The 25,231-nt window shown below is 56.8% G+C and carries 21 protein-coding genes and 1 pseudogene; 11 read left to right on the forward strand and 11 right to left on the reverse strand.

Annotated elements, in window-relative coordinates; all coding sequences use genetic code 11:
• Positions 1-62: 62 nt before the first annotated feature.
• The 6 genes from ABD720_RS08115 to ABD720_RS08140 form a co-directional block, all read right to left on the reverse strand.
• Entirely contained in the window at positions 63-947 is an 885-nt protein-coding gene (locus ABD720_RS08115; protein WP_344762766.1) for a branched-chain amino acid ABC transporter permease, read from the reverse strand.
• Between the two features lie 181 nt (positions 948-1,128).
• A complete protein-coding gene (locus ABD720_RS08120) occupies positions 1,129-2,358 on the reverse strand; it encodes an ABC transporter substrate-binding protein (RefSeq protein WP_344762767.1) in 1,230 nt (409 codons plus the stop codon).
• A gap of 52 nt (positions 2,359-2,410) precedes the next feature.
• Positions 2,411-3,121, reverse strand: coding sequence for an ABC transporter ATP-binding protein (locus tag ABD720_RS08125; RefSeq protein WP_344762769.1), 711 nt, complete (start codon positions 3,119-3,121; stop codon positions 2,411-2,413).
• Entirely contained in the window at positions 3,121-3,891 is a 771-nt protein-coding gene (locus ABD720_RS08130; protein ID WP_344762771.1) for an ABC transporter ATP-binding protein, read from the reverse strand. Before ABD720_RS08130 ends, ABD720_RS08125 begins: the two co-directional genes overlap by 1 nt.
• A 231-nt stretch (positions 3,892-4,122) precedes the next feature.
• The gene (locus tag ABD720_RS08135) at positions 4,123-5,766 is read right to left on the reverse strand and encodes a GMC family oxidoreductase (RefSeq protein ID WP_344762772.1); all 1,644 of its coding nucleotides are present in this window, start codon (positions 5,764-5,766) and stop codon (positions 4,123-4,125) included.
• A gap of 15 nt (positions 5,767-5,781) precedes the next feature.
• Positions 5,782-7,299 carry a CoA-acylating methylmalonate-semialdehyde dehydrogenase gene (locus ABD720_RS08140; RefSeq protein ID WP_344762773.1) on the reverse strand — a complete coding sequence of 506 codons (1,518 nt, stop codon included), beginning with the start codon at positions 7,297-7,299 and terminating at the stop codon, positions 5,782-5,784.
• Positions 7,300-7,415: 116 nt separating this feature from the next.
• Between ABD720_RS08140 and ABD720_RS08145 the strand changes: the two genes are divergently transcribed.
• Together ABD720_RS08145 and ABD720_RS19320 are read left to right on the forward strand one after the other, a co-directional pair.
• Entirely contained in the window at positions 7,416-8,291 is an 876-nt protein-coding gene (locus ABD720_RS08145; protein WP_344763658.1) for a LysR family transcriptional regulator, read from the forward strand.
• Between the two features lie 1,077 nt (positions 8,292-9,368).
• Positions 9,369-9,589 (forward strand): annotated as a pseudogene (locus ABD720_RS19320) (DUF1348 family protein); the annotation flags it as partial.
• Between the two features lie 126 nt (positions 9,590-9,715).
• Here ABD720_RS19320 and putA read toward each other — a convergent pair.
• Positions 9,716-13,348: a trifunctional transcriptional regulator/proline dehydrogenase/L-glutamate gamma-semialdehyde dehydrogenase gene (putA, locus tag ABD720_RS08155; protein ID WP_344762774.1), complete on the reverse strand. Its 3,633-nt coding sequence runs from the start codon at positions 13,346-13,348 to the stop codon at positions 9,716-9,718.
• A gap of 240 nt (positions 13,349-13,588) precedes the next feature.
• On the opposite strand from putA, the gene ABD720_RS08160 reads away from it, so the two are divergent.
• Positions 13,589-14,047, forward strand: coding sequence for an Lrp/AsnC ligand binding domain-containing protein (locus tag ABD720_RS08160; protein WP_344762775.1), 459 nt, complete (start codon positions 13,589-13,591; stop codon positions 14,045-14,047).
• 62 nt (positions 14,048-14,109) lie between these two features.
• On the opposite strand, the gene ABD720_RS08165 is transcribed toward ABD720_RS08160, so the two are convergent.
• Entirely contained in the window at positions 14,110-15,060 is a 951-nt protein-coding gene (locus ABD720_RS08165) for a LysR family transcriptional regulator (protein ID WP_344762776.1), read from the reverse strand.
• Between the two features lie 170 nt (positions 15,061-15,230).
• Here ABD720_RS08165 and ABD720_RS08170 point away from each other — a divergent pair, with 170 nt between their 5' ends.
• Both ABD720_RS08170 and ABD720_RS08175 read left to right on the forward strand, forming a co-directional pair.
• Positions 15,231-15,548 (forward strand): hypothetical protein, encoded by a 318-nt coding sequence (locus tag ABD720_RS08170; RefSeq protein WP_344762777.1) that lies wholly within the window; start codon positions 15,231-15,233, stop codon positions 15,546-15,548.
• Positions 15,549-15,598: 50 nt separating this feature from the next.
• Positions 15,599-15,814 carry a hypothetical protein gene (locus ABD720_RS08175; RefSeq protein ID WP_344762778.1) on the forward strand — a complete coding sequence of 72 codons (216 nt, stop codon included), beginning with the start codon at positions 15,599-15,601 and terminating at the stop codon, positions 15,812-15,814.
• 194 nt (positions 15,815-16,008) lie between these two features.
• Here ABD720_RS08175 and ABD720_RS08180 read toward each other — a convergent pair whose 3' ends face one another.
• On the reverse strand, positions 16,009-17,865 hold the full coding sequence (locus ABD720_RS08180) for a phosphoenolpyruvate carboxykinase (GTP) (RefSeq protein ID WP_344762779.1): 1,857 nt from the start codon (positions 17,863-17,865) through the stop codon (positions 16,009-16,011).
• Between the two features lie 294 nt (positions 17,866-18,159).
• On the opposite strand from ABD720_RS08180, the gene ABD720_RS08185 reads away from it, so the two are divergent.
• Entirely contained in the window at positions 18,160-19,158 is a 999-nt protein-coding gene (locus ABD720_RS08185; RefSeq protein WP_344762780.1) for a D-2-hydroxyacid dehydrogenase family protein, read from the forward strand.
• A 33-nt stretch (positions 19,159-19,191) separates the two neighbouring features.
• On the opposite strand, the gene ABD720_RS08190 is transcribed toward ABD720_RS08185, so the two are convergent.
• Positions 19,192-19,962: an L-asparaginase gene (locus ABD720_RS08190; protein WP_344762781.1), complete on the reverse strand. Its 771-nt coding sequence runs from the start codon at positions 19,960-19,962 to the stop codon at positions 19,192-19,194.
• A gap of 359 nt (positions 19,963-20,321) precedes the next feature.
• Between ABD720_RS08190 and ABD720_RS08195 the strand changes: the two genes are divergently transcribed.
• The 5 genes from ABD720_RS08195 (at position 20,322) to ABD720_RS08215 (ending at position 23,770) form a co-directional block, all read left to right on the forward strand.
• Positions 20,322-20,843, forward strand: a complete 522-nt coding sequence (locus ABD720_RS08195) for a hypothetical protein (RefSeq protein ID WP_344762782.1) — start codon at positions 20,322-20,324, stop codon at positions 20,841-20,843.
• 190 nt (positions 20,844-21,033) lie between these two features.
• Complete coding sequence (locus ABD720_RS08200; protein WP_344762783.1) at positions 21,034-21,534, forward strand: Rrf2 family transcriptional regulator; 501 nt, start codon at positions 21,034-21,036, stop codon at positions 21,532-21,534.
• Between the two features lie 28 nt (positions 21,535-21,562).
• Positions 21,563-22,048, forward strand: a complete 486-nt coding sequence (locus tag ABD720_RS08205) for an asparaginase domain-containing protein (protein WP_344762784.1) — start codon at positions 21,563-21,565, stop codon at positions 22,046-22,048.
• Between the two features lie 134 nt (positions 22,049-22,182).
• Positions 22,183-23,136, forward strand: coding sequence for a CAP domain-containing protein (locus tag ABD720_RS08210; protein WP_344762785.1), 954 nt, complete (start codon positions 22,183-22,185; stop codon positions 23,134-23,136).
• 127 nt (positions 23,137-23,263) lie between these two features.
• On the forward strand, positions 23,264-23,770 hold the full coding sequence (locus ABD720_RS08215; protein WP_344762786.1) for a hypothetical protein: 507 nt from the start codon (positions 23,264-23,266) through the stop codon (positions 23,768-23,770).
• A 33-nt stretch (positions 23,771-23,803) separates the two neighbouring features.
• Here the strand turns inward: ABD720_RS08215 and mnmE are convergent, their stop codons facing one another.
• Positions 23,804-25,192 (reverse strand): tRNA uridine-5-carboxymethylaminomethyl(34) synthesis GTPase MnmE, encoded by a 1,389-nt coding sequence (gene mnmE, locus ABD720_RS08220; protein ID WP_344762787.1) that lies wholly within the window; start codon positions 25,190-25,192, stop codon positions 23,804-23,806.
• Positions 25,193-25,231 lie beyond the last annotated feature (39 nt).

The raw sequence follows: 25,231 nt of genomic DNA on the forward strand, positions 1-25,231 counted from the left end.
GACCGCTGTCTCGTCCGGATGATACTGTTGCGATGACACGCTGGTGGTGATCGATGAAATGATCACTTCTCTTTTCCGAACAGTCCGGCCGGACGAATCATCAACACGATCGCCATCACGATGAACACCACCGTGGCGGACGCTTCCGGATAGAACACGCGGGTCAACCCTTCGATGATGCCCAATGCCAGACCGGTCAGGATCGAGCCCAGTATCGACCCCATGCCACCAATCACGACCACCGCAAACACGACAATGATCAGGTTCGATCCCATCAGCGGTGACACCTGGATTACTGGCGCGGCCAGCACGCCGGCGAAAGCTGCGAGCGCGACGCCGAAGCCGTAGGTCAGTGTCACCATCAGCGGAACATTGATACCAAACGCCTCGACCAGTTTCGGGTTCTCGGTACCTGCCCGCAAATAGGCGCCCAGCCGGGTTTTTTCGATCACGAACCAGGTCACGAAGCACACCGTCAGCGAGGCGACAACCACCCAGGCCCGATAATTCGGCAACATCATGAAACCCAGATCGGTCGCACCGGACAGCGCGTCCGGCACCGAATACGGCTGGCCAGACACACCATAGATCGAACGAAACACGCCTTCGACCATCAACGTGATACCAAAGGTCAGCAATAATCCATACAGGTGATCGAGCTTGTACAACCAGCGCAGCATGGTTTTCTCGATCACGATACCGAACAGCCCGACGACTAACGGGCCGACCAGCAACATTGTCCAGTAGCTCAAGCCAAAATAAGTGAGTCCTATCCAGGCCGAAAACGCGCCCATCATGTACAGCGCACCATGGGCGAAATTGATCACGTTTAACAAGCCGAAAATCACCGCCAGACCGAGCGACAACATCGCGTAAAACGAACCATTGACCAGGCCGAGCAGCAACTGGCTCATCATGGCCTGCAGGGGAATGCCGAAAATTTCCATGGCAAATTCAGGGAGAGTGCACCCGGCGAAACCCGGGTGGGATTGCAAAAGAATTGGTGCGCGCGGATTGGACTCCGGCTGCGCACCAGGGCAGCGTTGAGTTTCAGTCGGGCTTGATGCCCGGCCTGTTACCCAACTTGTCAGTCAAGTTGACGCTAAAGACTGCAGGCACGGGCCAATGTCACTTCCAGGTCGCGCACTTGGATTCGGCCTTGGTCGTGAACGCCTGTTCTCCGGGAATCGACTGGATGACCTTGTAGTAATCCCACGGGTACTTCGATTCTGCTGGCGTCTTCACCTGCATCAGGAACATGTCATGGATCATGCTGCCATCGCCGCGGAAGGTACCGTTCTTGGCGTACATGTCATTGACCTTGGTCTTGTGCAATTGTGCAATGACCTTGTCGGAATCGTCGCTACCGGCAGCCTTGACGGCATTGAGGTAGGTCAGCGTTGCCGAGTAGTCCGCAGCTTGCAAACTCGATGGCATCTTCTTCATTTTCTCGAAGTAACGGCGTGACCACTTGCGTGACTCGTCGCTCTGATCCCAGTACCAGCTATCGGTCAAGTACATACCTTGCGTCAGTTTCAGCGTCAGCGAATGGACGTCATTGATGAACATCAGCAGGCCTGCGAGCTTCATGGTTTTGGTCACGCCAAATTCATTGGCGGCCTTGATGGCATTGACGGTGTCACCGCCGGCATTGGCCAGACCGAGAATTTGCGCTTTGGACGCTTGTGCCTGCAACAGGAACGACGAGAAATCGGAAGCCGACAACGGATGGCGTACTGCACCGGCCACGGTACCGCCGTTGGCTTTCACTACACTGGTCGTATCGCTTTCCAGCGAGGCGCCGAATGCATAGTCAGCGGTCAGGAAGAACCAGCTTTTGCCACCCTGCTTGACCACGGCGCCGCCGGTGCCCTTGGCCAGTGCGACGGTGTCGTACGCATAGTGCATGGTGTACGGTGTGCATTCTTCATTGGTCAGGCGGGCAGTGCCGGCACCGATCGAAATGAAGGGCTTTTTCTTTTCCAGAGCGACTTTCGACATCGCCAGGTTGGTACCGGAATTGGTCCCACCGACCAGCATGTCCACACCTTGCTGATCGAACCATTCGCGCGCCTTGCTGGCTGCGATGTCAGCCTTGTTCTGGTGGTCGGCCGTAATCAGTTCAATTTTCTTGCCGTTGACGGTGCCGCCAAAATCGGCAATCGCCATCTTGATGGCTTCGACGCCACCCTGGCCGTCGATGTCCGAATACAAGCCGGAGATGTCGGTGATAAACCCGATCTTCACGACATCGCCAGAAATCTGCGCAGAAGCAGCGCCGGCAAACGTCAGCGCAACTGCAGCGGCAACTGCCAGGGTCATGGTCTTGGGCATGATTGTTTTGGTACTTGTAGTCATTGTCTCTTCTCCTTGAAGTTATACGGATGGTCTGAGTGCCGGACGTGTGTCGTCAAACGCCCAGCAATTCATTGAGTACGGGCATCTTGGCCTCTAACTCGGATGCAGCAAAAGTCTCGACGATCTGACCGTGCTCCACCACATAAAACCGGTCCGCCAGGGGTGCGGCGAAACGGAAATTCTGCTCCACCATGACGATGGTGTATCCATTGGCTTTCAGCGTCAGGATCATGCGCGCGAGTGCCTGCACGATGACCGGTGCCAGGCCCTCGGAAATTTCATCGAGCAACAGCAAACGCGCCCCGGTGCGCAATATCCGCGCCACTGCCAGCATCTGCTGCTCACCACCGGACAGACGGGTTCCCTGGCTAAATCGACGCTCTTTCAGGTTCGGGAACATGTCGTAGATTTCCTCAACCGACATGCCCTTGTCAGTCTGTGAAACCACCGGCGGCAACATCAGGTTTTCTTCGGCGGTCAGCGATGAAAATATTCCGCGTTCTTCCGGGCAGTAACCGACACCCAAATGGGCAATCTTGTGTGTTGCCAACCCGATCGCTTCGACGCCATTGATCTTGATGGATCCCTTGCGGGTACCGGTCAAGCCCATGATCGCCCGCAGCGTCGTGCTGCGACCGGCGCCATTGCGGCCCAGCAGCGTCACGACCTCGCCCCGGTTTACCGACAGGTTCACGTCGTGCAGGATGTGGGACTCGCCATACCAGGCATGCAAGCCTGAGATTTCTAGCGCTTTGGCGGCCATCAGTGGGCTCCTTCCAGCGCACCCGAAGTGGTGCCCATGTAGGCCTCCATCACCAGCGGATTATTCGAGACTTCCTCGTAGCGACCTTCGGCCAGCATCGCGCCGCGCTGCAATACCGAAATACGATCACAGATGCCGGACACCACATTCATGTTGTGTTCGACCATCAGGATGGTGCGACCAACCGAGACCTTCTTGATTAGCGCCGTCACGCGATCGACGTCTTCGTGGCCCATGCCCTGGGTCGGCTCATCGAGCAGCATCAATTCCGGCTCCATTGCCAGCGTGGTCGCAATCTCCAGTGCGCGCTTGCGTCCGTAGGGCAAATCGACGGTGATGGTGTCGGCGAATTCTGCCAGGTCGACCTCGCCCAGTAACGCCATCGCACGGTCATTCAACGCCGACAGGCTGCGTTCGCTTTTCCAGAAATGAAAGGAGGTGCCCAGTGTGCGCTGCAAACCGATCCGTACATTTTCGAGCACGCTCAGATGCGGGAACACCGCAGAAATCTGAAATGAACGGATCACGCCTTGACGGGCAATCTGCGCCGGTCTGGCGGCGGTGATGTCCTTGCCATTGAACAGAATCTGGCCAGATGTCGGCACCAGAAATTTGGTCAGCAAATTGAAGCAGGTGGTCTTGCCGGCACCATTCGGCCCGATCAGTGCGTGGATGTGTCCACGCTGCACCTTCAGGTTCACTGCACTGACTGCGGTGAACCCCTTGAACTCTTTGGTCAAGTTTTTTGTTTCTAGGATGACTTCGGTCATCGTGTCTCCTGATTGCTTAATTTTTGGGCAGTCTCATTTTTTATAGATAGTACAAGCCGCTATATCATCCATCAATACCGTATAACTACGACGCCGGATGACGTTGCTGCGGCTCTATTGTGTGCAATCTGATCGCACGAAACGACATTGCACCGCCCAAGGTACGCGCGCTGGCTGCTGATCATAACGTGTCACGAAACGAATCAGCAATTACCGCGCTACGACTAAGTGTTATCCCTTAGACGAACTGGCATGTGCCGCCAGAATTAGCATCGCCGCACGCTCGGCAATCATGACCGTCGGCGAATTTGTATTGCCCGATGTGATCGTCGGCATGATCGACGCATCCACCACACGCAGACCAGCCACACCACGCACTTGCAACGCACTGTCGACCACTGCCATCGGGTCGGAAGCTGCACCCATTTTGCAGGTGCCGACCGGATGAAAAATCGTCGTACCAATATCGCCGGCAGCGCGCACCAGCTCCTCTTCGCTGGTGAACATCGCACCCGGTTTCAATTCTTGTGCCGCATATTTTTTCAATGCCGGCGCAGCGGCGATCCGGCGCGTGAGTCGCTGCGCATCGGCGGCCACATGGCGGTCTTCCGCCGTACTCAGATAATTGGGCGTGATCTGCGGTGCCTGTGTTGCGTCACCCGAAGCGATCCGGACATGGCCACGCGAGGTCGGTCGCACGTTGCACACGCTGGCAGTGAAGGCCGGAAATCCATGCAGCGGATCACCGAACTTTTCCAGCGACAGTGGCTGCACGTGATACTGCAAATTCGGTGTCACCTGCGATGGATCAGAGCGCGCAAAAGCACCCAGCTGGGACGGTGCCATCGACATCGGGCCGGACCGGAACATCGCGTATTCCATACCGATTTTCATTTTGCCGAACCAGCTGTTGGCCATCATGTTCAGCGTCTTCGCATTGGTGACCTTGAAGACCATGCGAATCTGCAAATGGTCCTGCAGATTTTCACCGACGCCGGGCGAGTCCACCATCGGCGCGATGCCATGTTTCTGCAGCAAGGCCGCCGATCCGATACCGGACAACTGCAGGATATGCGGTGAGCCTATGGCACCTGCACACAGCACTGTTTCGTGTACCGATTCAGCCGACCAGTGCACGCCACCACCGGTAAATTCGACGCCGGTACAACGCACACCATCGGGACCGTTTTTCAGTGTCAGGCGTTTTACCTGGCAGCCGGTCATGATCTCGAGGTTGCCACGGGTACCAGCAGTTTTCAGGAACGCCTTGGCAGTACTGACACGTACGCCACGACGCTGATTGACATCGAAATAAGCACTGCCGTTATTGTCGCCACGATTGAAATCAGCGGTTTTCGGAATCCCGACTTCAGCCGCTGCATCGCGAAATGCATCCAGAATTTCCCAGGACAGACGCTGCTTTTCGACACGCCATTCGCCACCAGCGCCATGGAATTCTGTCGCGCCCTGATAGTGATCTTCGCTCTTCTTGAACAACGGCAAAACCTGATCCCAGCGCCAGGCATCGTCGCCGCACGCCTGCGCCCAGCCATCGTAATCCTGCGACTGGCCGCGCATGTAAATCATGCCATTGATCGACGACGATCCGCCCAGCACCTTGCCGCGCGGGTATCCCAGACTGCGTCCGTTCAGGCCGGCATCCGGTTCTGTCTTGAAGCGCCAGTCTGTACGCGGATTGTTGATGCAATACAGATAACCGACCGGGATATGAATCCACAGATAGTCATCCTTGCCACCGGCCTCGATCAACAGGACGCGATTGGCGGGATTGTCGGACAGGCGTTTCGCCAGTACACAGCCGGCCGAACCGGCACCGACGATGATGTAATCGTATTTACCGGCGGATTGGGTCATGGTCAGCTCCGTCGATTACTTCGCTACCGGCATCGTGAACTCGGCGCCCTTGTCGATGGTCTCTGGCCAACGCTGCATGATGGATTTGTAGCGCGTATAAAAGCGTACGCCTTCTTCGCCGTAAGCATGGGTGTCGCCAAACAGCGAACGCTTCCAGCCACCGAACGAATGCCAGGCCATCGGCACCGGGATCGGGACATTGATGCCGACCATGCCCACTTCGATGCGACGTGAAAACTCGCGTGCGGTATTGCCATCCGAGGTGAACAACGCGACGCCATTACCGAATTCATGGCCGTTGATCAGCTCGACTGCCGCCGCAAAATCCGGCACGCGCACGATACACAACACCGGCCCGAAAATTTCTTCGTTATGAATTTTCATGCCTTCCTTGACGTGATCAAAGAGCGTGCCGCCGAGGAAGAAGCCTTGCTCGTGACCTGCCACACTCAGACCGCGACCATCCACCAGCAAGGTTGCACCTTCGTCGATACCGTCCTGAATGTAGCCCTCGATCTTGGCCTTGTGCACGGCGGTCACGACCGGACCCATTTCGGCAGCGGCTTCCATGCCGTTCATGATCTTCAATGCCTTCACGCGCGGGATCAGCGCTTCGACCAATTTGTCCGCCACCGAGCCGACTGCGACAGCAACCGAAATTGCCATGCAGCGCTCGCCGGCAGAACCGTACGCTGCACCCATCAGGGCATCGACAGCCAGATCGAGGTTGGCATCGGGCATCACGACCAGATGATTTTTTGCACCGCCCAATGCTTGCACGCGCAATGGATACGGTCCTTTGCGCTTGGCGCCTTCGGTGTAGATGTATTCGGCAATCGGTGTCGATCCGACGAACGAAACAGCCTTGACATCCGGATGCTGCAACAGGGCATCGACGGCAATCTTGTCACCCTGGACCACGTTGAACACACCGGGTGGCAAGCCAGCCTGCTTGAACAGATCGGCCAGCAGCAGCGACGCGGAAGGATCACGCTCCGACGGTTTCAGGATGAAGGTATTGCCGGTGGCGATCGCCATCGGCGCCATCCACAATGGCACCATTACCGGAAAGTTGAACGGCGTGATACCGACCGTGACACCCAATGGCTGACGCATTTGCCAGTTATCGATACCGCCGCCGATGTTGTCGGAGAATTGGGTCTTCAGCAGTTGCGGCGCACCGCAGGCAAATTCGACGACTTCCAGGCCGCGCGTGACTTCGCCCTTCGCATCGGAAAACACCTTGCCGTGTTCACGCGTGATCGCTGCTGCCAGCGCATCATGGTTCAGCTCCATCAATTCCTTGAAGCGCATCAGGATGCGGGCGCGGCGCAGCGGCGCGGTTGCCGCCCAGGCTGGCGCGGCAGCATTGGCCGCGGCCACGGCCTGATTGACTTCGTCGACACTGGCCAGCACGACTTCTGCGGCAACGGCACCGGTGGCCGGATTGAATACATCCTGACGACGGCCGCTGGTGGATTCGACGATGCGGTTGTTGATGAAGTGCTGGAGAACAGGAACGGGCTGGTTCATAACTAATCCTTGGGCAAATTAACGTGACGGCAAGAATATCGCGGGAAGAATGCAGAATCCAATGAGTTATCATCGTTTCTTCATAAGCATCACTTATGGAAAAACCGGGGAAACCGATGGATTTCACGCAATTACGCGCTTTCATCACCATTGCGCGCGAAGGCAATCTTACACGTGCTGCACAGCGATTGAACCTGACCCAGCCCGCTGTCAGCCTGCAATTGAAATCCCTGCAAACAACGCTGGACGTCAAGCTGTTCATCCGCACGCCGGGGGGCATGCAATTGACCGACGACGGAAAAAAATTGCTGCCCTACGCCGAACGCATCATGGAGGGCGTCGCCGAATTCCATCAGGGAGTACGCGCCATGCAATCCACGGTTGCCGGCCCACTGTCGATCGGCACGATACTCGATGCCGAATTCACCCGTCTGGGTGCATTCCTGAAGCGGCTGGTGGAAAATTATCCGCAACTCTCGACCGAGCTGCGCCAAGGCATGTCCGGCAACGTGCTGGATCAGGTCAAATCCGGCGCGCTCGATGTCGGTTTCTACCTGGGAATCCCACCGAAAGAATTCCACCACCAGGTATTGACGACGTTCACTTATAACGTCGTCGCGCCGCAGGGCTGGAAAGCACGGGTAGCCGGCAAGGACTGGGATGCGTTGGCCGAGCTGCCGTGGATCTGGGCACCACCGGAGTCGGCGCATCACCGGCTTTTGTCGAAAAAATTTTCCGCTCACAAAACCCTGCCCGAAAAAGTCGCCCTGGTCGATCAGGAATCCTCGATGCTGGACCTGGTCAAATCGGGTGTTGGCCTGTCACTGGCACGCGAATCGATTGCCCTGCATGAAGCCCATGTGCACGGACTGGTCATCGCCGATGCCGTCAGCCTGTCGACCGAACTCTCGTTCATCGCATTGCAAAGCCGTAAAAACGAACCCGCCATCCATGCTGCCTTTGGCCTGCTGAAAGCGCTCTGGAGCCACTGATTCCCTGCTTTTTCTGGTCGCGCTGCCGTTGATTTTCCACGGCGTAATCACGTCTGTGGATAAGTCTCTGGATAACCGGTGCAGCAACTGTGCATAACGGTCACGCAAACCGATACGCCGAAAGTTATTCAGAACTTGTCCTTGGCAATCTGCGTACTTGTGGACCCGGTTATCTTTTTTCCAAGCAGTTGATCTATCAACGAATTTTCCGCTTGTCCACAGCAAGGCGCCTGTGTTAACAATTACTACTAAAGAGATATATAGACCTATAAGTAAAAGCCGGAAGACGAAAAAAAAAACCGGCAAAACAAAACCTGAACGGCGAAACAAATTTCCTTCTCTTGAAGATCTGAAACCGCACGGTCTGCATTCAGGATCGACATTGACAGCACGAGAGCATCGCTCAACGCTGTGATGCGATGTCAGTGAAGGGGAATGGGTACGGAATACGGAATAAACACCGTCAGCAGGCTTCTGGTGCATTTTCAGAATCCAGAAAGCGCGTAAAAAACGGCCTCTGCCTGGTACATCGACAGCAGCGGCATTCCGCACAAGGTCGCATGCAAACCCGGGTCTGTAGACAAGTCTCTGGATAACCGGTGGATGGACTGTGGACAAGTTCGTTTTATCGGCAATCGCAAAAACTTATCCAGAACTTGTCCTGCGAAAAAAAGGGGTTTACCGACCCACTTATCTTTTCTTCAAGCAGTTGATCTATCAACGAATTTCCGGCTTATCCACAGAAAAGGGGCTGTGTTAACAATCATTACTAAAGAGATATATAAACCTTTAATGTAAAACCTGAAACGCGATTTCGGTGTGTTCAAAACGACTTCCTTAAAAAAACGAAAAACAGCTCTGCAGACCAGTCAGGACGACCCCGCACAGCATGGCAGAGAGCCTCGTGACGCGACGAACGACAGCGATTGCACAGAGGGGATCGTTAACGTGATTCAACCGCCACCAGCCGCGTTCTGCTAGTGGTTACAGTGAATTACCTGACATTGTTTTTTTGGAGAAGGAATGACACGGATCGCGCCTCGACTATCCTTGCCGTCCTGTAGGCTCGACGGCGTCTGGCGCAAGCGGTCAGAGTTCATCACCGGGCAAGCGCAGATCGTCGGGTTTCTGGAAAAAGTGGGTCGCCGAAATCGACTATCGGCGCATCAAGGAACTATGGGCCTGTGACGGCAACCGGATTGCGGTGCCCGGTGTGTCTTGCGGACGAAGCGCAAGTGCAGTTAGGTAACTGGTTCCGTAGTCATGGCAACGAAAACCGGGAAGTTGATGCGAACGGATGAATGTAATTGCGCTTGACCAACATCAACAAGCTGTCGATTTTTGCCATCGAGCACAAGCCGGTCCGGACCGGTGAGCGGCGACCGGATGGGTGTCCGGGCTTGTCCGCCCACGGTGCCTGAGAATTACACTTCCAGCGTCATCAGACTGGCATTCCCGCCAGCAGCAGTCGTATTGACGCACAGTGCGCGCTCGGCTACCAGGCGCCACAACGCAATCGGCGTGGTGCCATCGGTCGCTATCAACGGCACCAATGCCCCACTGCGTGCGGCCAGGTCGCTACGAATGGATCGCGCCAGCTCATCATCAGCTACCAGCGCAAGCTGCAAATGACGTGACGGGTCAGTGATGTCATCGATCCGTATCACGCCCTCGCGCACTGCACGCGGCAGTCCGCCGGGCAGCAAGCCGTGCGCTGCTGCCAGCATCACGGGCCGGTTTCCGGTCGCCAGCACCGCTGCCAGCTGGTTCAGCAAAGCCCCTACTGTACTGGCTGCACAGAGAATGTCGCCACGCGCGGCGAACGACAGCGTATTGCGTTCACCGGTCGGGCCCGGCAAGACCACGGTGCTGCCCAGCAAACTGCTACGGGCGTATTGGCTGCCAAGTCCGGTCACTGTGTCGTGTCCGTGCATGCTGGCCCATGACAGCAGCGCGTTGAGTACCGGTGCGTCGGACATGCCGCGATGCTCGTCGATCATGTGCGCGCCGAGTTTGCCATCGGGCGCACGTTGCAGACGCTTCAGATACAGCGGACCACCAGCTTTCGGACCCGTGCCGGATTTTCCTTCACCACCAAACGGCTGCACGCCAACCACCGCGCCGACGATATTACGGTTCACGTAGATGTTGCCGGCATGGATGCGGCTAGTGATGACGTCGATGGTTTCGTCGATGCGCGAATGAATCCCGAAAGTTAGTCCGTAGCCGGTTGCATTGATCGCCTCCACCAGCGCCGGCAAGTCCTCGCGCCGGTAGCGCAGTACATGCAGCACCGGACCAAAGACTTCGCGGGTCAACTCCGACAATGCGGTAATTTCAATGACGGTCGGTGCCACGAAAGTACCGTGTTGCGTGCTATCAGGCAGTGGCAACTGAAACACGGGACGGCCATTTTTTTTCATCTGTGCGATATGCGCCAGCAAGCCCTCGCGTGCCTCGGCATCGATCACCGGCCCGATATCGGTGGCCAGGCGGTCGGGATTGCCTACGCTTAGTTCGACCATCGCCCCTTTGAGCATGGTGATGGTCTTGTCGGCGATATCCTGTTGCAGGCACAGGACGCGCAGCGCCGAACAGCGCTGTCCGGCGCTGTCGAAGGCCGAGCTGATGACGTCCTGCACTACCTGTTCGGCTAGTGCGCTGGAATCGACGATCATGGCATTTTGTCCGCCGGTTTCGGCGATCAGCGCAATGTCGCGCGACTCTGTCGATGCACGCGCGGCCAGTGTCCGGTTGATGAGTTGCGCCACGTCAGTCGAACCGGTAAAAATGACGCCGCACACGCGCGCATCGGCCACCAGTTGCGCACCGATCGTCTCGCCCTGCCCTGGCAAAAATTGCAGTGCGCCGCGCGGTACGCCCGCTGCATGCAGCAATTGCACGGCCCGGAAGGCAATCAGCGGTGTCTGTTCGGCTGGCTTGGCCAGCACCACATTGCCAGCCGCAAGCGCAGCACTGACCTGTCCCGCAAAAATCGCCAGCGGAAAATTCCAGGGACTGATGCAGACCACAGGACCTAGCGCCAGAGCGTTTGGTGTGCCGTCGACGCGTGCCGCGTAATAGCGCAAAAAGTCAACCGCTTCGCGCACTTCGGCGATTGCATTCGGCAATGACTTGCCCGCTTCACGGATGGCAATAGCCATCAGTTCCAGACGGTGGTTTTCGAACAGATCGGCAGCGCGAAACAGCACTGCGGCACGGTCTGTCGGTGACCGGGTTTGCCAGTCGGTTGCACAGGCGTTAGCAGCAAGCAGGGCCGACTCGATCTCGCTACTGCCAGCGTCGGTGACCGTACCGACCTGGTCGCGCCGATCAGCTGGATTCAAAATTGCCTGATGGGTACTTTGAAGAACCGCAGAAATAGCACCATGCAACAGCGGCGTTGCATGCCATTGCATCGTACCGAACCGTGCGAACGCCTGATCGATCTCGGCCAGTACCAGTTCATTGCTCAGATCGATACCAGCCGAGTTCGTCCGCTCGGCACCAAACAGGTCGCGCGGTAAAACAATGTTGGCATGCGCCACGCCGGCCAGTTGTCGGGCCTGCGCGACCGGATCTGCCACCAACGCTGCTACTGCGACATTGGCGTCGACGATCTGATTGACGAAGGATGAATTCGCGCCGTTTTCCAGCAGCCTGCGTACCAGATAGGCCAGCAGCGTCTGATGCGAGCCGACGGGTGCATAGATGCGGCACGGCTTGTCGAGATTGGCCTTGCCCACTACTTGGTCATACAAGGTTTCACCCATGCCGTGCAGGCACTGGAATTCGTAATCGGTCACGCCGCGCGCTTCTGCGGAGGTATAAATTGCTGCCAGCGTGTGGGCGTTATGTGTCGCAAATTGCGGGTACAGCACGTCGGTCGCAGCGAGTAATTTTTCGGCACAGACCAGGTACGAGACATCCGTATAAACCTTGCGCGTGTAAACCGGATAGCCCTCCATCCCGTCGACTTGCGCCCGCTTGATTTCGGCGTCCCAGTAGGCGCCCTTGACCAGGCGCACCATCAGTTTGCGACCGCTACGACGTGCCAGGTCGATCAGGAAATCGATTACAGACGGGCAGCGTTTCTGGTATGCCTGCACCACAAAGCCTATTCCCTCATACCCGTCAAGCGCCGGATCATGGGCCAGCGCTTCCATCAGGTCGAGTGACAGTTCGAGGCGATCAGCCTCTTCGGCATCGATATTGAGACCGATATCGTAGGATTTCGCCAGCAACAGCAGGCTTTGCAGGCGCGGGAGTAATTCGGACATGACCCGTGCGTGCTGGGCGCGCGCGTAGCGTGGGTGCAAGGCAGACAATTTGACGGAGATCCCAGGGCCTTGGCGGATTCCGCGCCCGGCCGATGCGCGACCGATCGCGTGAATCGCGTTTTCGTAGGAGGCGTAGTATTTTTGTGCATCTTCAGCTGTCAACGCCGCTTCACCCAGCATGTCGTACGAATAGCGATAGCCGCGTGCTTCATTGTCGCGGCTGTTGACGAGTGCGTCAGCGATGGTTTGTCCGGTAACGAACTGGTTTCCCAGCATCCGCATGGCCAGATCGACGCCTTTGCGGATCAGCGGTTCGCCGCCTTTGGTGATCAGTTTGCCGAGTGCCGACCCCAGGGTTTTTTCGCTGCTGGTCGATACCAGCTTGCCCGTTACCAGCAAACCCCAAGTGGCGGCATTGACGAATAGCGAGGGCGATTCGCCGAGATGCTTGCGCCAGTCGCCCTTGCTGATCTTGTCGGCAATCAGCCGGTCGGCAGTCTGGTGGTCAGGGATACGCAACAGCGCTTCGGCCAGACACATCAACGCCACGCCTTCCTCCGACGACAGCGAAAATTCGTGCATCAAAGCATCCACTCCGGAGGCGCGAGTACGCTTTTCGCGCACGGCGATTACCAGGCGCTCCGCCAGTATTCCGGTCTGTGCAGTCAATGCGGTATTCTGCGGAACCTGCGCAACCAGCCAGTCGACAGCTTCTTTTTCCTGCTTGCGATATGCTGCCGTTATTGCCCTACGTAAATCCGTAACTGGCTTGGACATTTCGTCATGTAATGCTGAAAAAGGCGAGCGGCTGACAGGGGCAGAAAAGGGCATTTTTTACTCGGTGATATAGGATTGGGTACGGGCCGGATTTCAGAAGAAGTTGGCACTTCCAAGGAAACTGAATATTCGATTGTATGTGTGATTGGATCGTATTTATTCTGGTATTCCCGACAACTATCAAAACTTTGTTTTTAGTGAGACAATTTCACCAAATAAAATTCTTAACTGAGATTCTCGATGCTAGACAAAATCAGCAAAAAAATACTAAGCGAACTGCAAAATGATGGTCGCATCAGCAATGTGGAATTATCGGCACGGGTAAACCTGTCTCCGGCGGCTTGCCTGGAACGGGTACGCAAACTGCAGGAAGGAGGCTACATCCTCGGTTATACCGCGCAGCTCAATCCGCAATTGCTGGACGTGTCGTTATTGGTGTTTATTGAAGTCGTACTGGACCGGACCACGCCGGAAGTGTTCGATGCGTTCAAACGCAGTGTCCAGATCATTCCCGAGGTGCTGGAATGCCACATGGTCGCAGGCGGTTTCGATTACCTGGTCAAGGCCCGGGTACGTGACATGAACGCCTACCGCGAGTTTTTGGGTAAATCACTGCTGCAATTGAAAGGCGTGCGCGAGACACACACTTACGCGGTAATGGAAGAAGTCAAGAACACGACCAAATTGCCGATACGCTGATGCGCCGCCGAGGTGGTCAGTTCTGCTGACGTAGTGGCGACCATGTCGGTGTTTCTAGTGCTCTACGGTCGAACGGTATCCCGCAAAAACGTTTCATCGGTCAATGCCGTCAGATGATCTCGTAGCCACTTGTGCGCCGGGCTGCGGGCATCGCGTTGGTGCCATAGCATATCAACTTGCACCTGTGGCAGCGCGAACGGAAGTTCCTTGGCGATCAGTTCGCCGGTCATGCCGGTCGAGGCGATCAGGTGCCTCGGCAGCACGGTAAGCAGATCCGAGTTGGCCACCACCCGCCCTGCCGTGAAAAACTGATTCACCGTGAGCAGAATACGGCGATCACGTCCGAGTTGGGTCAGCGTATCGCTGACCAGTCCATGCGCACGTCCCGAAAAACTCACGAGCAAATGGTTGGCGGCGCAATAGGCGTCCAACGTCAGCTCTGCTTTCGCCAGCGGATGTTGTTTGCGCATCACACAGACATATTTGCCCGAGTACAGCAATTCGTGGCGGATCGGCGTATCGGGTTCGCCAGCCAATTGCGCCACCACACCCGGGAAAAAGCCAATCGCGAGGTCGATATCACCACGTAACAGCATCGGTCGCGGTTCGCGGGTCGTCAACGGCACCATGCGCACGTTTAAACCTGGCGCATCACGCTCGATCGAGCGCACCAGCGACGGCAACCAGAGCGCTGCGGTGGCATCTGCCATTGCCATGCGAAATGTTGCCTGCGTGGTCGATACATCGAAACTTTGTGGCGCCATCGCCGCTTCCAGATCCGAGAGCGCACGTCGCACGGCCGGCCAGAGTTCGTCTGCGTGAGGAGTTGGTTTGACACCATGTGCTGTCCGGATCAGCAATTCGTCGCCGACCGAATCCCGCAATCGTTTCAATGCGTTCGACACCGCAGGTTGGGTCATCGCAAGGCGACTGGCCGCACGTGTCAGATTACGTTCGCTCATCACTGCATCGAAAACACGCAGCAAATTCAAGTCCAGAGTCAAGAAGCTCATCGGTAATGGCCGGTCGGGAGAAGTGAAAAAATCATGATGGAATTGTGACGTTAACAACTTGATTTTATTCACAAAAAGTATAACTGATATGTGAAATTGGAATTGGATTTATAACAGGCAGCTAACTACACTGCACTGCAACATAATACACATTCCACAGAAAGCCCCACATGTCCATTCTGGCCATCGCCTTCCCGGCACAAGCCGCCGTCCCCGTCGCCCAGTCAGCCATCCTCGCCGTGGTCGCCGCGGCACGGCCGTTGTTCGGCATCGGCGTATTTGTGACATTGTTTTTGGTATTCAGGCCGCTGCTGGCAGGTGTGCTGCGTGCCGCATTGCTGGTGCTGAAGCCGCGCAAGTCGCTCGAACAGCGCTCGGTTCGCAGCCGGTTGCGCGGCATCCTGACGCTCAACCGGATGGCCAGTGATCTAGATCATTGCCAGCCCAATGTTGCGTCCGAACTGCGTGCATTCGCAGCACGCGGCTGACAGGCGACGTTCAAACGGCTGCTATTCCCACATTCTTCGAAAGGGTCACCATGAAAACGTTATCGTTCGCTCCACCTGTCGATCACTTCTCGGTTCCTTCGCTGGCGCTGCTGGCCAAGAAATTTTCTGCCATCCTGCCGCTCACGCCAGTCGTGACAGGCGCACGCGGATTGGCATTAGCCGATATCGCCGACATCTCATTGCGTACCACGGCAAAACACGGCTTGACGGTCAGCCGTCGCCTCCGCCTGGCTGCTGACCTGTAACGCGTCTCCTCCTTTCCGGTTACTGCAGGATTGAGCCCCGCTGGCAAGTGCCACGCGGGGCTTTTTTATGTGGCTGAGCAGGCGTCTGAGGTCATCAATATGGTGAAAAAAAAGCACGACCGACACACCTGAAAGAGTGTCGGTCGTGCTTTTGCAGATTTCTGACTGTCGAGCTATCTGACTGTCAATCAAACTCAGTTGGACAGGCGCTTCTCCAACTGGTCTTTAATCGCGACCAATTCTTGCGGCAGGTGATGATGCAACTTGTCGAACAATTCAGTGTGCAGCTTCAACTCTTCCTGCCAGGCGGCATGGTCGATGGAGGTGATCTGCTTAAACTGCTCTGACGTGAAATCGATGCCGTCCCAGCTCAAGTCGGCATAGGAAGGCGTGGTACCGAAGATGTTTTCAATGCCAGCGGCGTTGTGGTCGATCCGGTCCAGCATCCACTTCAGCACGCGCATGTTGTCGCCAAAACCTGGCCAGACAAACTTGCCGTCGTCGCCGGTGCGAAACCAGTTCACACAGTAAATCTTCGGCAAGGTTGCGCCCGTTGCGGCCAGTTTCTCGCCCATATCGAGCCAGTGCTGAAAGTAGTCGCTCATGTTGTAACCAATGAATGGCAGCATGGCGAACGGATCGCGACGTACTACGCCAGTCTGGCCGGCTGCTGCAGCAGTGGTTTCCGAACCCATGGTCGCCGCCATGTAGACGCCTTCCACCCAATTGCGCGCCTCTGTCACCAGCGGAATCGTCGTCGAACGACGGCCGCCAAAAATAAAGGCTGAAATTGGCACGCCGGCCGGGTCGTCCCAGGCGGTATCGATGACCGGATTTTGCGTTGCTGCCACGGTGAAGCGGGCATTCGGATGTGCTGCCTTGCGACCACTTTCCTGGGCGCTGGCTGGTGTCCAGTCCTTGCCCTGCCAATCGATCAGATGGGCTGGCGCTTCCTTGGTCAGTCCTTCCCACCAGACATCCCCGTCATCGGTCAATGCCACATTGGTAAAGATCGTGTCGCTGGCCAGCGATGCCATACAGTTGAAGTTGGTTTTCTGGTTGGTACCCGGCGCGACGCCGAAATAACCTGCTTCCGGATTGATGGCATACAAACGGCCATCTGCGCCCGGCTTGATCCAGGCGATATCGTCACCGATGGTGGTGACTTTCCAGCCTTCAAAACCGGCTGGCGGAATCAGCATCGCAAAATTGGTTTTACCGCAGGCCGACGGGAACGCGGCGGCGACATAATGCTTTTTGCCTGCAGGCGATTCGACGCCGAGAATCAGCATGTGCTCGGCCAGCCAGCCCTTGGCGCGACCCATGCTGGAGGCGATACGCAGGGCGAGGCATTTTTTGCCCAGCAGTGCATTGCCGCCATAGCCGGAACCGAACGACCAGATTTCGCGGGTTTCCGGATAATGGACGATGTACTTGGTCGGGTTGCACGGCCAGCGTGCGCTTTGTTCACCGGTGGCCAATGGCGCACCGACGGTGTGTACGCAAGGTACGAACTCGCCGTCTGTACCGAGGACATCAAAAATCGCCTTGCCCATGCGTGTCATGACGCGCATGTTGACGGCGACGTATGGTGAGTCGGACAGCTCGACGCCGATATGGGCAATCGGTGAACCCAGCGGGCCCATCGAAAACGGCACCACATACATCGTACGGCCTTGCATGGCACCATCGAACAGGCCGTTGAGCTTGGCGCGCATCGCGTCCGGGGCTGTCCAGTTATTGGTCGGGCCGGCCTCAGCTTCGGTAGCAGAGCAGATAAACGTACGGTCTTCGACACGCGCGACGTCGGTCGGGTCGGAACAGGCCAGATAGCTGTTGGGCCGCTTGTCCTGATTGAGCTTTATCATCATGCCGGAGGCGACCATCTCGGCGCACAACCGGTCATATTCTTCTTGCGAGCCATCACACCAGACGATGCGTGCCGGCTTGGTCAGCGAGGCCACTTCGGCAACCCAGTTGATCAGTTGTTGTTGTTTGACGTAAGACGGGGCGTTGACACTGGCGACGCCACCCATGACGGGTTGATTCATGAAAAAGCCTCCAAGGCAAATAAGAAATCTGGTTCCGGTGTTGCTGGCCGCGTTCAATGAAATAATGATCGGGCAGTGAAATCAGGAAATTGTCATTATGTTTTCCACGGCGACAAACACAACGTCTTCATCATTACCGCGAAAAAATGAAGGGAAATTGTACACCGCCGGTCCGCATATCCTGCGCACTTACAACAAATCGGTAGCAATAAATCTTGACTTTTGTAGTGGGCTAATTGCAATTTTTCGGGCAAGTCATTTATTCACAATTCACACCGTCGCGTGCTTACTTCCATGAAAATTGCCATTCTCGACGACCATCAGGATCGGGTTCGTCACCTGCGCTGCTTTGAACTGCTTGCCGGACATGAAGTAAGGATATTCAACCATGTTGCCCGCGGGATCGGTCAACTGGCTATCCGTCTGGCTAGCTTCGATGCTCTGGTACTGATCCGTGAACGCACCAGCCTGCCGGCGGCGTTACTGAAAAAATTGCCGAACCTGAAACTGATCGCCCAGACCGGCAAAGTTGCCGGGCATATCGACGTCGATGCGGCCACGGCACTCGGCATACTGATCGTCGAAGGCACCGGTGACCCGGTTGCTCCGGCAGAACTGACCTGGGCTCTGATCATGGCGGCGTCGCGCCGGCTTCCTGACTATGCATTGAATTTGCGCGAGGGATTGTGGCAAACCGTCTCCATCACGCCCGAGCGCAACATGCTGGGCCGGGCACTGAAAGGCCAGACACTGGCGATCTGGGGATACGGAAAAATCGGCAGAATCGTGGCCGGATATGGCAAGGCATTCGGCATGGATGTTCTGGTCTGGGGGCGGGAGCAGAGCCGCGCTGTGGCCAGCCAGGATGGCTATCGCATCGCCGCATCCAAGGCGGAATTTTTTGAACAGGCCGATGTGTTGTCGCTGCATTTGCGTCTGAACGAGGCAACCCGTTGCTGTGTCGGTGCCGATGATCTGGCACGCATGAAACCGGCATCCTTGCTGGTCAATACCAGCCGCGCCGAGCTGATTGCCGCTGATGCGCTGGAGCAGGCGCTGCAAGCGGGGCGTCCTGGTTTCGCTGCACTCGACGTGTTCGAGACCGAGCCGCTGCCTGCCAGCGCCGCACTGCTTCGAATGCACAATGTGCTGGCAACTCCGCATTTGGGATACGTCGAGGAGCACAGCTACGAGCTATATTTTGCAGCGGCATTCCGCAACATCCTCGATGTCGCCGCGGGCACGCCGCACAACGTGCTGAACCCGTCTGCCATTGGCATGGTGCGCTGCTGACCCGTGTGTGCACCATGGCGCGAAGCAGGTGGTTCAGCCAGGCGTCTTGAAGGACCCCATCGACGCTAATTTGAGCGGTCTGCCCTCCGGCGCACGTTGCATGACGCCACCTCCCCGATTCCACATGGTTGCCCATCCGGGTGGCCAGGGCAGCTCCTCCCCCGCATAGGCTGCCACGCCGCTACGCACCGGAATAATCGGCACGCCACTAGGTGCCGGGCCCTGGCAGTGGTCCCAGCTCAGGCTGAAGGTGTAATTGGGCAAGAGTAAATCGCAGGCATGCGCGAACCATTCGGTGTGATCTTCATCACGACCAAGCGCCAGCGCCAGACCCTGGGCATCAAAGCGCGCCAATGCGCTGGCCAGTTCGGCAGCCGTTGCGCCAGGGGTATCGCCCCAGCCCAGCACCGGATTGAAATTGTAGTCGGCGCCCGATCCGTACCAGCCTTCGCGCCAGGGTCGTTGCATCCAGTTGCGGGTTCCGCAAAACAAATGCCAGCGCCAGTGCAGTCCGGACGGTTTTGGCCAGTTGTACAGATACAGGCGCTGATAGCCGGCCCGGTGTAGTTCCCGCAACATGGCCATCAGCCGTGCTTGCGGCATACGGTCAGGTGGCGAGTGCCGAAACAGGATCGGCTCACCGTCCGCATGTTGCACGTCATCCGATGACAAATTCAGGTCCAGCGTACGGGCCTCGCTGCCGAACCGTGCAGCAATCCATCCCGTCAGCAGATTGACTGACACGATGACCCCGTAGCCGCGATGACGATGGAAAATAACAGTACCGGGGGCAACAGGTTTCATAAAAAGCTGATCAGGTTGGATGGAGTGGATGCGCCAGTTTAGCGAAAATTGCGCGCTGGTGTGTCTGCGACCTGGCGACGCGGAACAGGTTTTTGCACCAGCCTGAGGCACTGGTGTCACTCAGCCAGGCCCGTGAAGCACATAGTTGGTGTATTGCGGCGCAAAAGCGGCTGCCCTGTCCTTGGTCACGCTGGCCTGTAATTTGCTAACGCCATGTCACTACTTTGCGATGAAGTGGCAGCAGCTTTTCATCACGAAGTCAAAAAACCGAAGACAGCGCACACCCTGCACTGCCTTGCTGGTTCCCCGATATCTCGGGTAATTGTCCGGCGACCTGCCGGGATCAGGAGAATGATGTGATGAAAGACGACTTTATTTTGGGTGACAGCGCCTTGCACCAGCGTCTGTGCGCGATTACCGAAATCCTCGGAAAATTTGTTGCCACGGCACCGCGGCCACTGAGCATTTCGCAACTCACTGAAAGTACCGGGCGGTCCGAAAAAGAGCTGGTCAAGCTTTGTGCCGGACTAGCCCGTGCCGAATTACTGCAACCCCACATGGCGCAGGTGCCAGGCCACTGGGCGCTGACATGCGCACCTGACCTGGTCACCCTGGAAGATGTGTTTCGTTGCGCAATGGCCGAACACCCATCCGAACAGGCACTGTCGACCAAAGCGCCCGCGCCGTCCGAGCGCCACACGCAACGCCTGCATCGCGATGCCGACCTGCTGGTGACACAGGCAGCGATGGCGATCAACCAGAGCGTGTTCCAGCATTTGCGTCAATTTTCGCTGGACCGGTTGAACTTCAGTACGTCTGTTCCATTCCCATCAGGCAGCGCTTCCCGCTACAGCTCGCGCCGTCCATCATTGAGTCTCTGACGCTAATATCTATGTCTGTTTCGCATAAAGTAATGCGAACATGGCATTGGCTTTGCCTTGCTCCGCTCGTCTACGATGTGTCCGTTCCTGACTGACCGGGCAGTCTCACTTCTTCCATGTGTCGCCAGGATACGGAAGCGGGGTCGGGGTATGGCCTCGCGCGATGATTGTGCGTACACACGGAGCGGCGATGACAGTGGTTCCCGATTTTATTCTTGGTAGCGGTGATGTCCACGCACGATTTTGCGCAATCACTGAGGTGCTGGGCAAACTGGTGTCCGTGGCACCGCAGTCCCTCAGCCTTGCGCAGTTAGCGCAGAGTACCGGCAGGACTGCGCGAGAGCTTGGCAAGCGATGTCTGGAACTGGCGCGCAATGGCTTGATCACTGAAACGACCAATGGTTTGTGGCAACTGGCTGTCGACCCGGCCGAGGTGACTCTGGAAGATGTCTACCGCTGCGTCACTTTCGCAGCAACGCCGCCCTCCAGAACGGCGTTGAAGCCGGTGGTACATCATGCCAATCTTGCGGTTGACCTGCTCCTGATGCAGGCCGCGATTGCCATCAACCAGAGCATGCACCAGCATCTTCGGCAATTTTCGCTGGACCGGCTGAAGCCAGCGGCGCAACCGCCGTTTCCCGCCGGGCGGCAGGCGCTACGCGGATTAAATTACAATAACCCTCCGATCTGATCTTCAACAGGCGACCCGCCTGCTTCCCATGACGTTACGCGTAATCGCCACCGGTGGTACTTTTGATAAACATTACGATGAGATTGCTGGCAAGCTGACCTTTGGCGCAGGGCATCTCGCAGGTGCCATCAAACGCGCCCGGCTGACACTGCCTGTGGTACTGGAAGAATTACCGTTCCTGGATTCTCTGGAGATGCAGGACGCGGACCGCGAACGCATACGCGACTGCTGCCTTGCCTCAATCGAGACGGCCATCGTCATCATTCATGGCACCGACACCATGCGCGAAACTGCCGCAGTGCTCGGGTCTGCCGGGATACCAAAAACGATTGTTCTGACAGGAGCGATGATCCCCTACGAAATTGCCAATTCCGACGCCTTGTTCAATTTCGGTTTCGCCTGCGCGATGGCGCAAGTCTTGCCACATGGTGTTTATGTAGCAATGAACGGTCAGTACTTCGACTGGAGCAACGTGCAAAAAAACCGCATTGCTGGCGTGTTCGAGACTAGCTGACCGCATTGCGGTACAGCGACTTCCACGGCCCGCAATTTTTTTGTATACCATCCCTGTGACTTCCGCCTTGCCTTGAGCAAAGCTCGCGCGTCCGGCAAAGAGCTTTGCTGCGGAATTTTCAGGAGCACTACCTCATGATTCAGTCCCGACGATTTGCTGCCCATCTTGCTTCGCTGGCACTGGCACTAGCACTGTCGGCTTGCGGCGGCGGCGGGGCATCGACAGCGACGCCGGCAACCGACCAGAGCGCGGTCCGCACAATCGCCGACCCCGGTGCCCCAGTTTTGACCGGCAACACCGCGACAGATGGATTCAATCAGATTAATTTTCGTCGCCAGCAAATGGGACTGACGGTCCTGAGTCGCAACAGGCAAGTGGATATCGCCGCCCAGGGGCACTCGAATTACCAGAAAATCAACGACACGATTACCCACACACAGATTCCGGGAAGCCAGGGCTTTACCGGTACCGAGGTAGCGAACCGTCTGACTGCTGCCAATTACGCATTCACGTCGACCACCGGCTACGCGTTCGGCGAAGTCATTGCCGCAAGCGGTGACTTGTCAGGTGCCGCCAATGCAGATGATCTGATTACGGCCATCTATCATCGGTTCGTCATTTTCGAACCGAAATTCAAGGAAGCTGGCGCCGGATCGGCGGGATTGAGTGCCACTGGCTATAACTTTTTTACGGTAGATTTCACGGCCAACGGCTTGAGCGGTGGTGTCGGTACAGGCCAACTCGCCGTCTATCCGTTCACCGGCCAACAAAATGTATCGCCAATTTTTTACAGCGATCAGGAATCACCTGATCCGATTCCCGGTCAGAATGCGGTCGGTTACCCGGTCAGCGTCCATGCTGATATCGATGCAACCGTCCTGACGCAGCGATTCACGATCACGCCGCGCGGCGGCGTTGCACTTGCCACGCGCTTGCTGATTCATGCTGACGATCCTGAAACACCGACATCAGCGGCAGCGATTGTTCCCCTCACCGTGTTGACCGCAGCGACCATTTACGATGTCCAGTTCATCGGTACGGTATCCGGAGTGGCTGTAACGCGTAACTGGTCGTTCACCACGCGCTGAGCAGCCAAGAACAGATCGATTTCCTTAAAATAACTTTTGCTATACATCGAAGCGGTTAGTGGTTAGTATTTTATCGTAACCAATACTCACTAATTGGCAGCCTGTCGGCCGCCTTGAGGAAGCCCCGATGTCAATTGCAGAGCAAAATCCTTTTCAGCTTGCCTTGATTCATTTCTGCGAGCGACGCGCAGATATCGACGTGCTAGGCCAGAAAATCGCCGAGAATGTCCGCAAGCTGACGCAGTTGCAGCAACAGGCGCTGCAGGTGAAAACCCACCTCGCGCGTTCACCGGGTAACGTGTTTGAACTCAGTGTGGTGCGACTACGTGCCGATATGTCACTACTGACCGCCGACACCCGGCGCCTGGCAAAACTTGCGGGCGATCTGCATATTGAATTCATCGAAATTGCCGCACGCCATCTGGCCGAAAGCCGTTTGCGCATGGCGCGACTGGTCAATCTGCAGGCGCAACATGCCGAGCAGTGTCCGGTCGATTTGCGCCAGCGTATCAATAGCGCCATCAATCAATGCCATAAAGAGGTCGAACAGATCATGGGCCTGATCGACCGCACCGGCTCATCGGTCGCGGTGTTGACGGTCACTACCGAGCAATTCTGTATGGCTTCCGGCTAAGCACTCGCGCGGCATATCGAAGCAAGTGCAGGTTTATTTCCCAATACAAAACCGACTAAAAATAACCCCAAGTAAATCATCCGAGGTGAACTCGCCCGTGATGCTGCTAAGCCGGTCTTGCGCCAAGCGTAACTCTTCGGCAAACAAGTCCAGCGCATGATCATTGAGCGCGGCATGTTCGGCAGCTGCGTTCAGGTGCAGCCGCGCAGCACCGAGTGCTATCAGATGACGCTCCCGCGCCAGGTACAGCGATTCGCCGGTTTGCTGCCATCCGGCAAGCCGAAGTAACTCTGCGCGTAACAACTCCATTCCCAGCTTGTCCGTGGCGGACAAATAAATGTGTGTCGCGTTGTCCAGTCGATCGATGGCCGGCCGGTGTCCGGACAAATCGATCTTGTTCCAGACACGCATGACCGGTACGTTGTCCGGAAAGCGCGCCGTGATGTGCTCGTCTGCCAGTGTCGGTCCGCGACAGGCATCGAGCATGTGGATGATGACATCGGCCTGCTCGACGGCAGCCCAGGTGCGCGCGATACCGATGCGTTCGACGTCATCGGCGGCGTCGGCGCTATCGCGAATCCCGGCGGTATCGATAATGTTGAGTGGAATGCCTTCGATCTGGATAGTTTCGGTCACCTTGTCGCGCGTGGTACCGGCAATTGGCGTGACGATGGCGACATCAGCGCCCGCTAACGCGTTCAGCAGAGATGACTTGCCGACGTTCGGTTGGCCTGCCAGCACGATATTGAGGCCGTCGCGTAACAACGCACCTTGCGCGGCTTGCTGGAAGACCTGGTCCAGGCTGCTGCGGATGGTGTCGAGCTTGCCGCGCGCATCGGATTTTTCGAGGAAGTCGATTTCTTCCTCCGGAAAATCCAGCGTCGCTTCCACCAGCATGCGCAATTGAGTGACCTGTTCGACCAGCGTGTGGATGATGCTGGAAAAGACCCCCGACAGCGATTGCGATGCAGAGCGTGCCGCCGCTTCAGTCGACGCTTCAATCAGGTCGGCGACGGCTTCGGCCTGGGCCAGGTCGAGCTTGTCATTGAGGAAGGCACGATGGGTAAATTCACCCGGCTGTGCCATGCGCAAATCAATGCCATTACCGGCTTGCAGGCAACGTGCCAGCAACAACTGCATCACCACCGGACCGCCATGTCCCTGCAGCTCGAGGACATCTTCGCCCGTATAAGAATGCGGCGCCTTGAAATAGAGTGCCAATCCCTGATCAATCACGCTGCCATCGGCATCGACAAAATTCGTGTAAGTGGCATGCCGGGGTTGCAGGGCTGCGCCCTGCGGTAGCGTGCAAATGGCAGTAACCATGGTGCCGAGGTTTTTGCCGGAAACGCGCACCACGCCAATACCGCCGCGGCCTGGCGCCGTGGCGATCGCTACGATGGGAGAAGAGTCTAAAGTCATGAGCAATTCTAGCGTTTGTTGGAAAGTATCAATCAATAA

The sequence above is a fragment of the Actimicrobium antarcticum genome, from assembly GCF_039536745.1.
GTDB classification, from domain to species: domain Bacteria; phylum Pseudomonadota; class Gammaproteobacteria; order Burkholderiales; family Burkholderiaceae_D; genus Actimicrobium; species Actimicrobium antarcticum.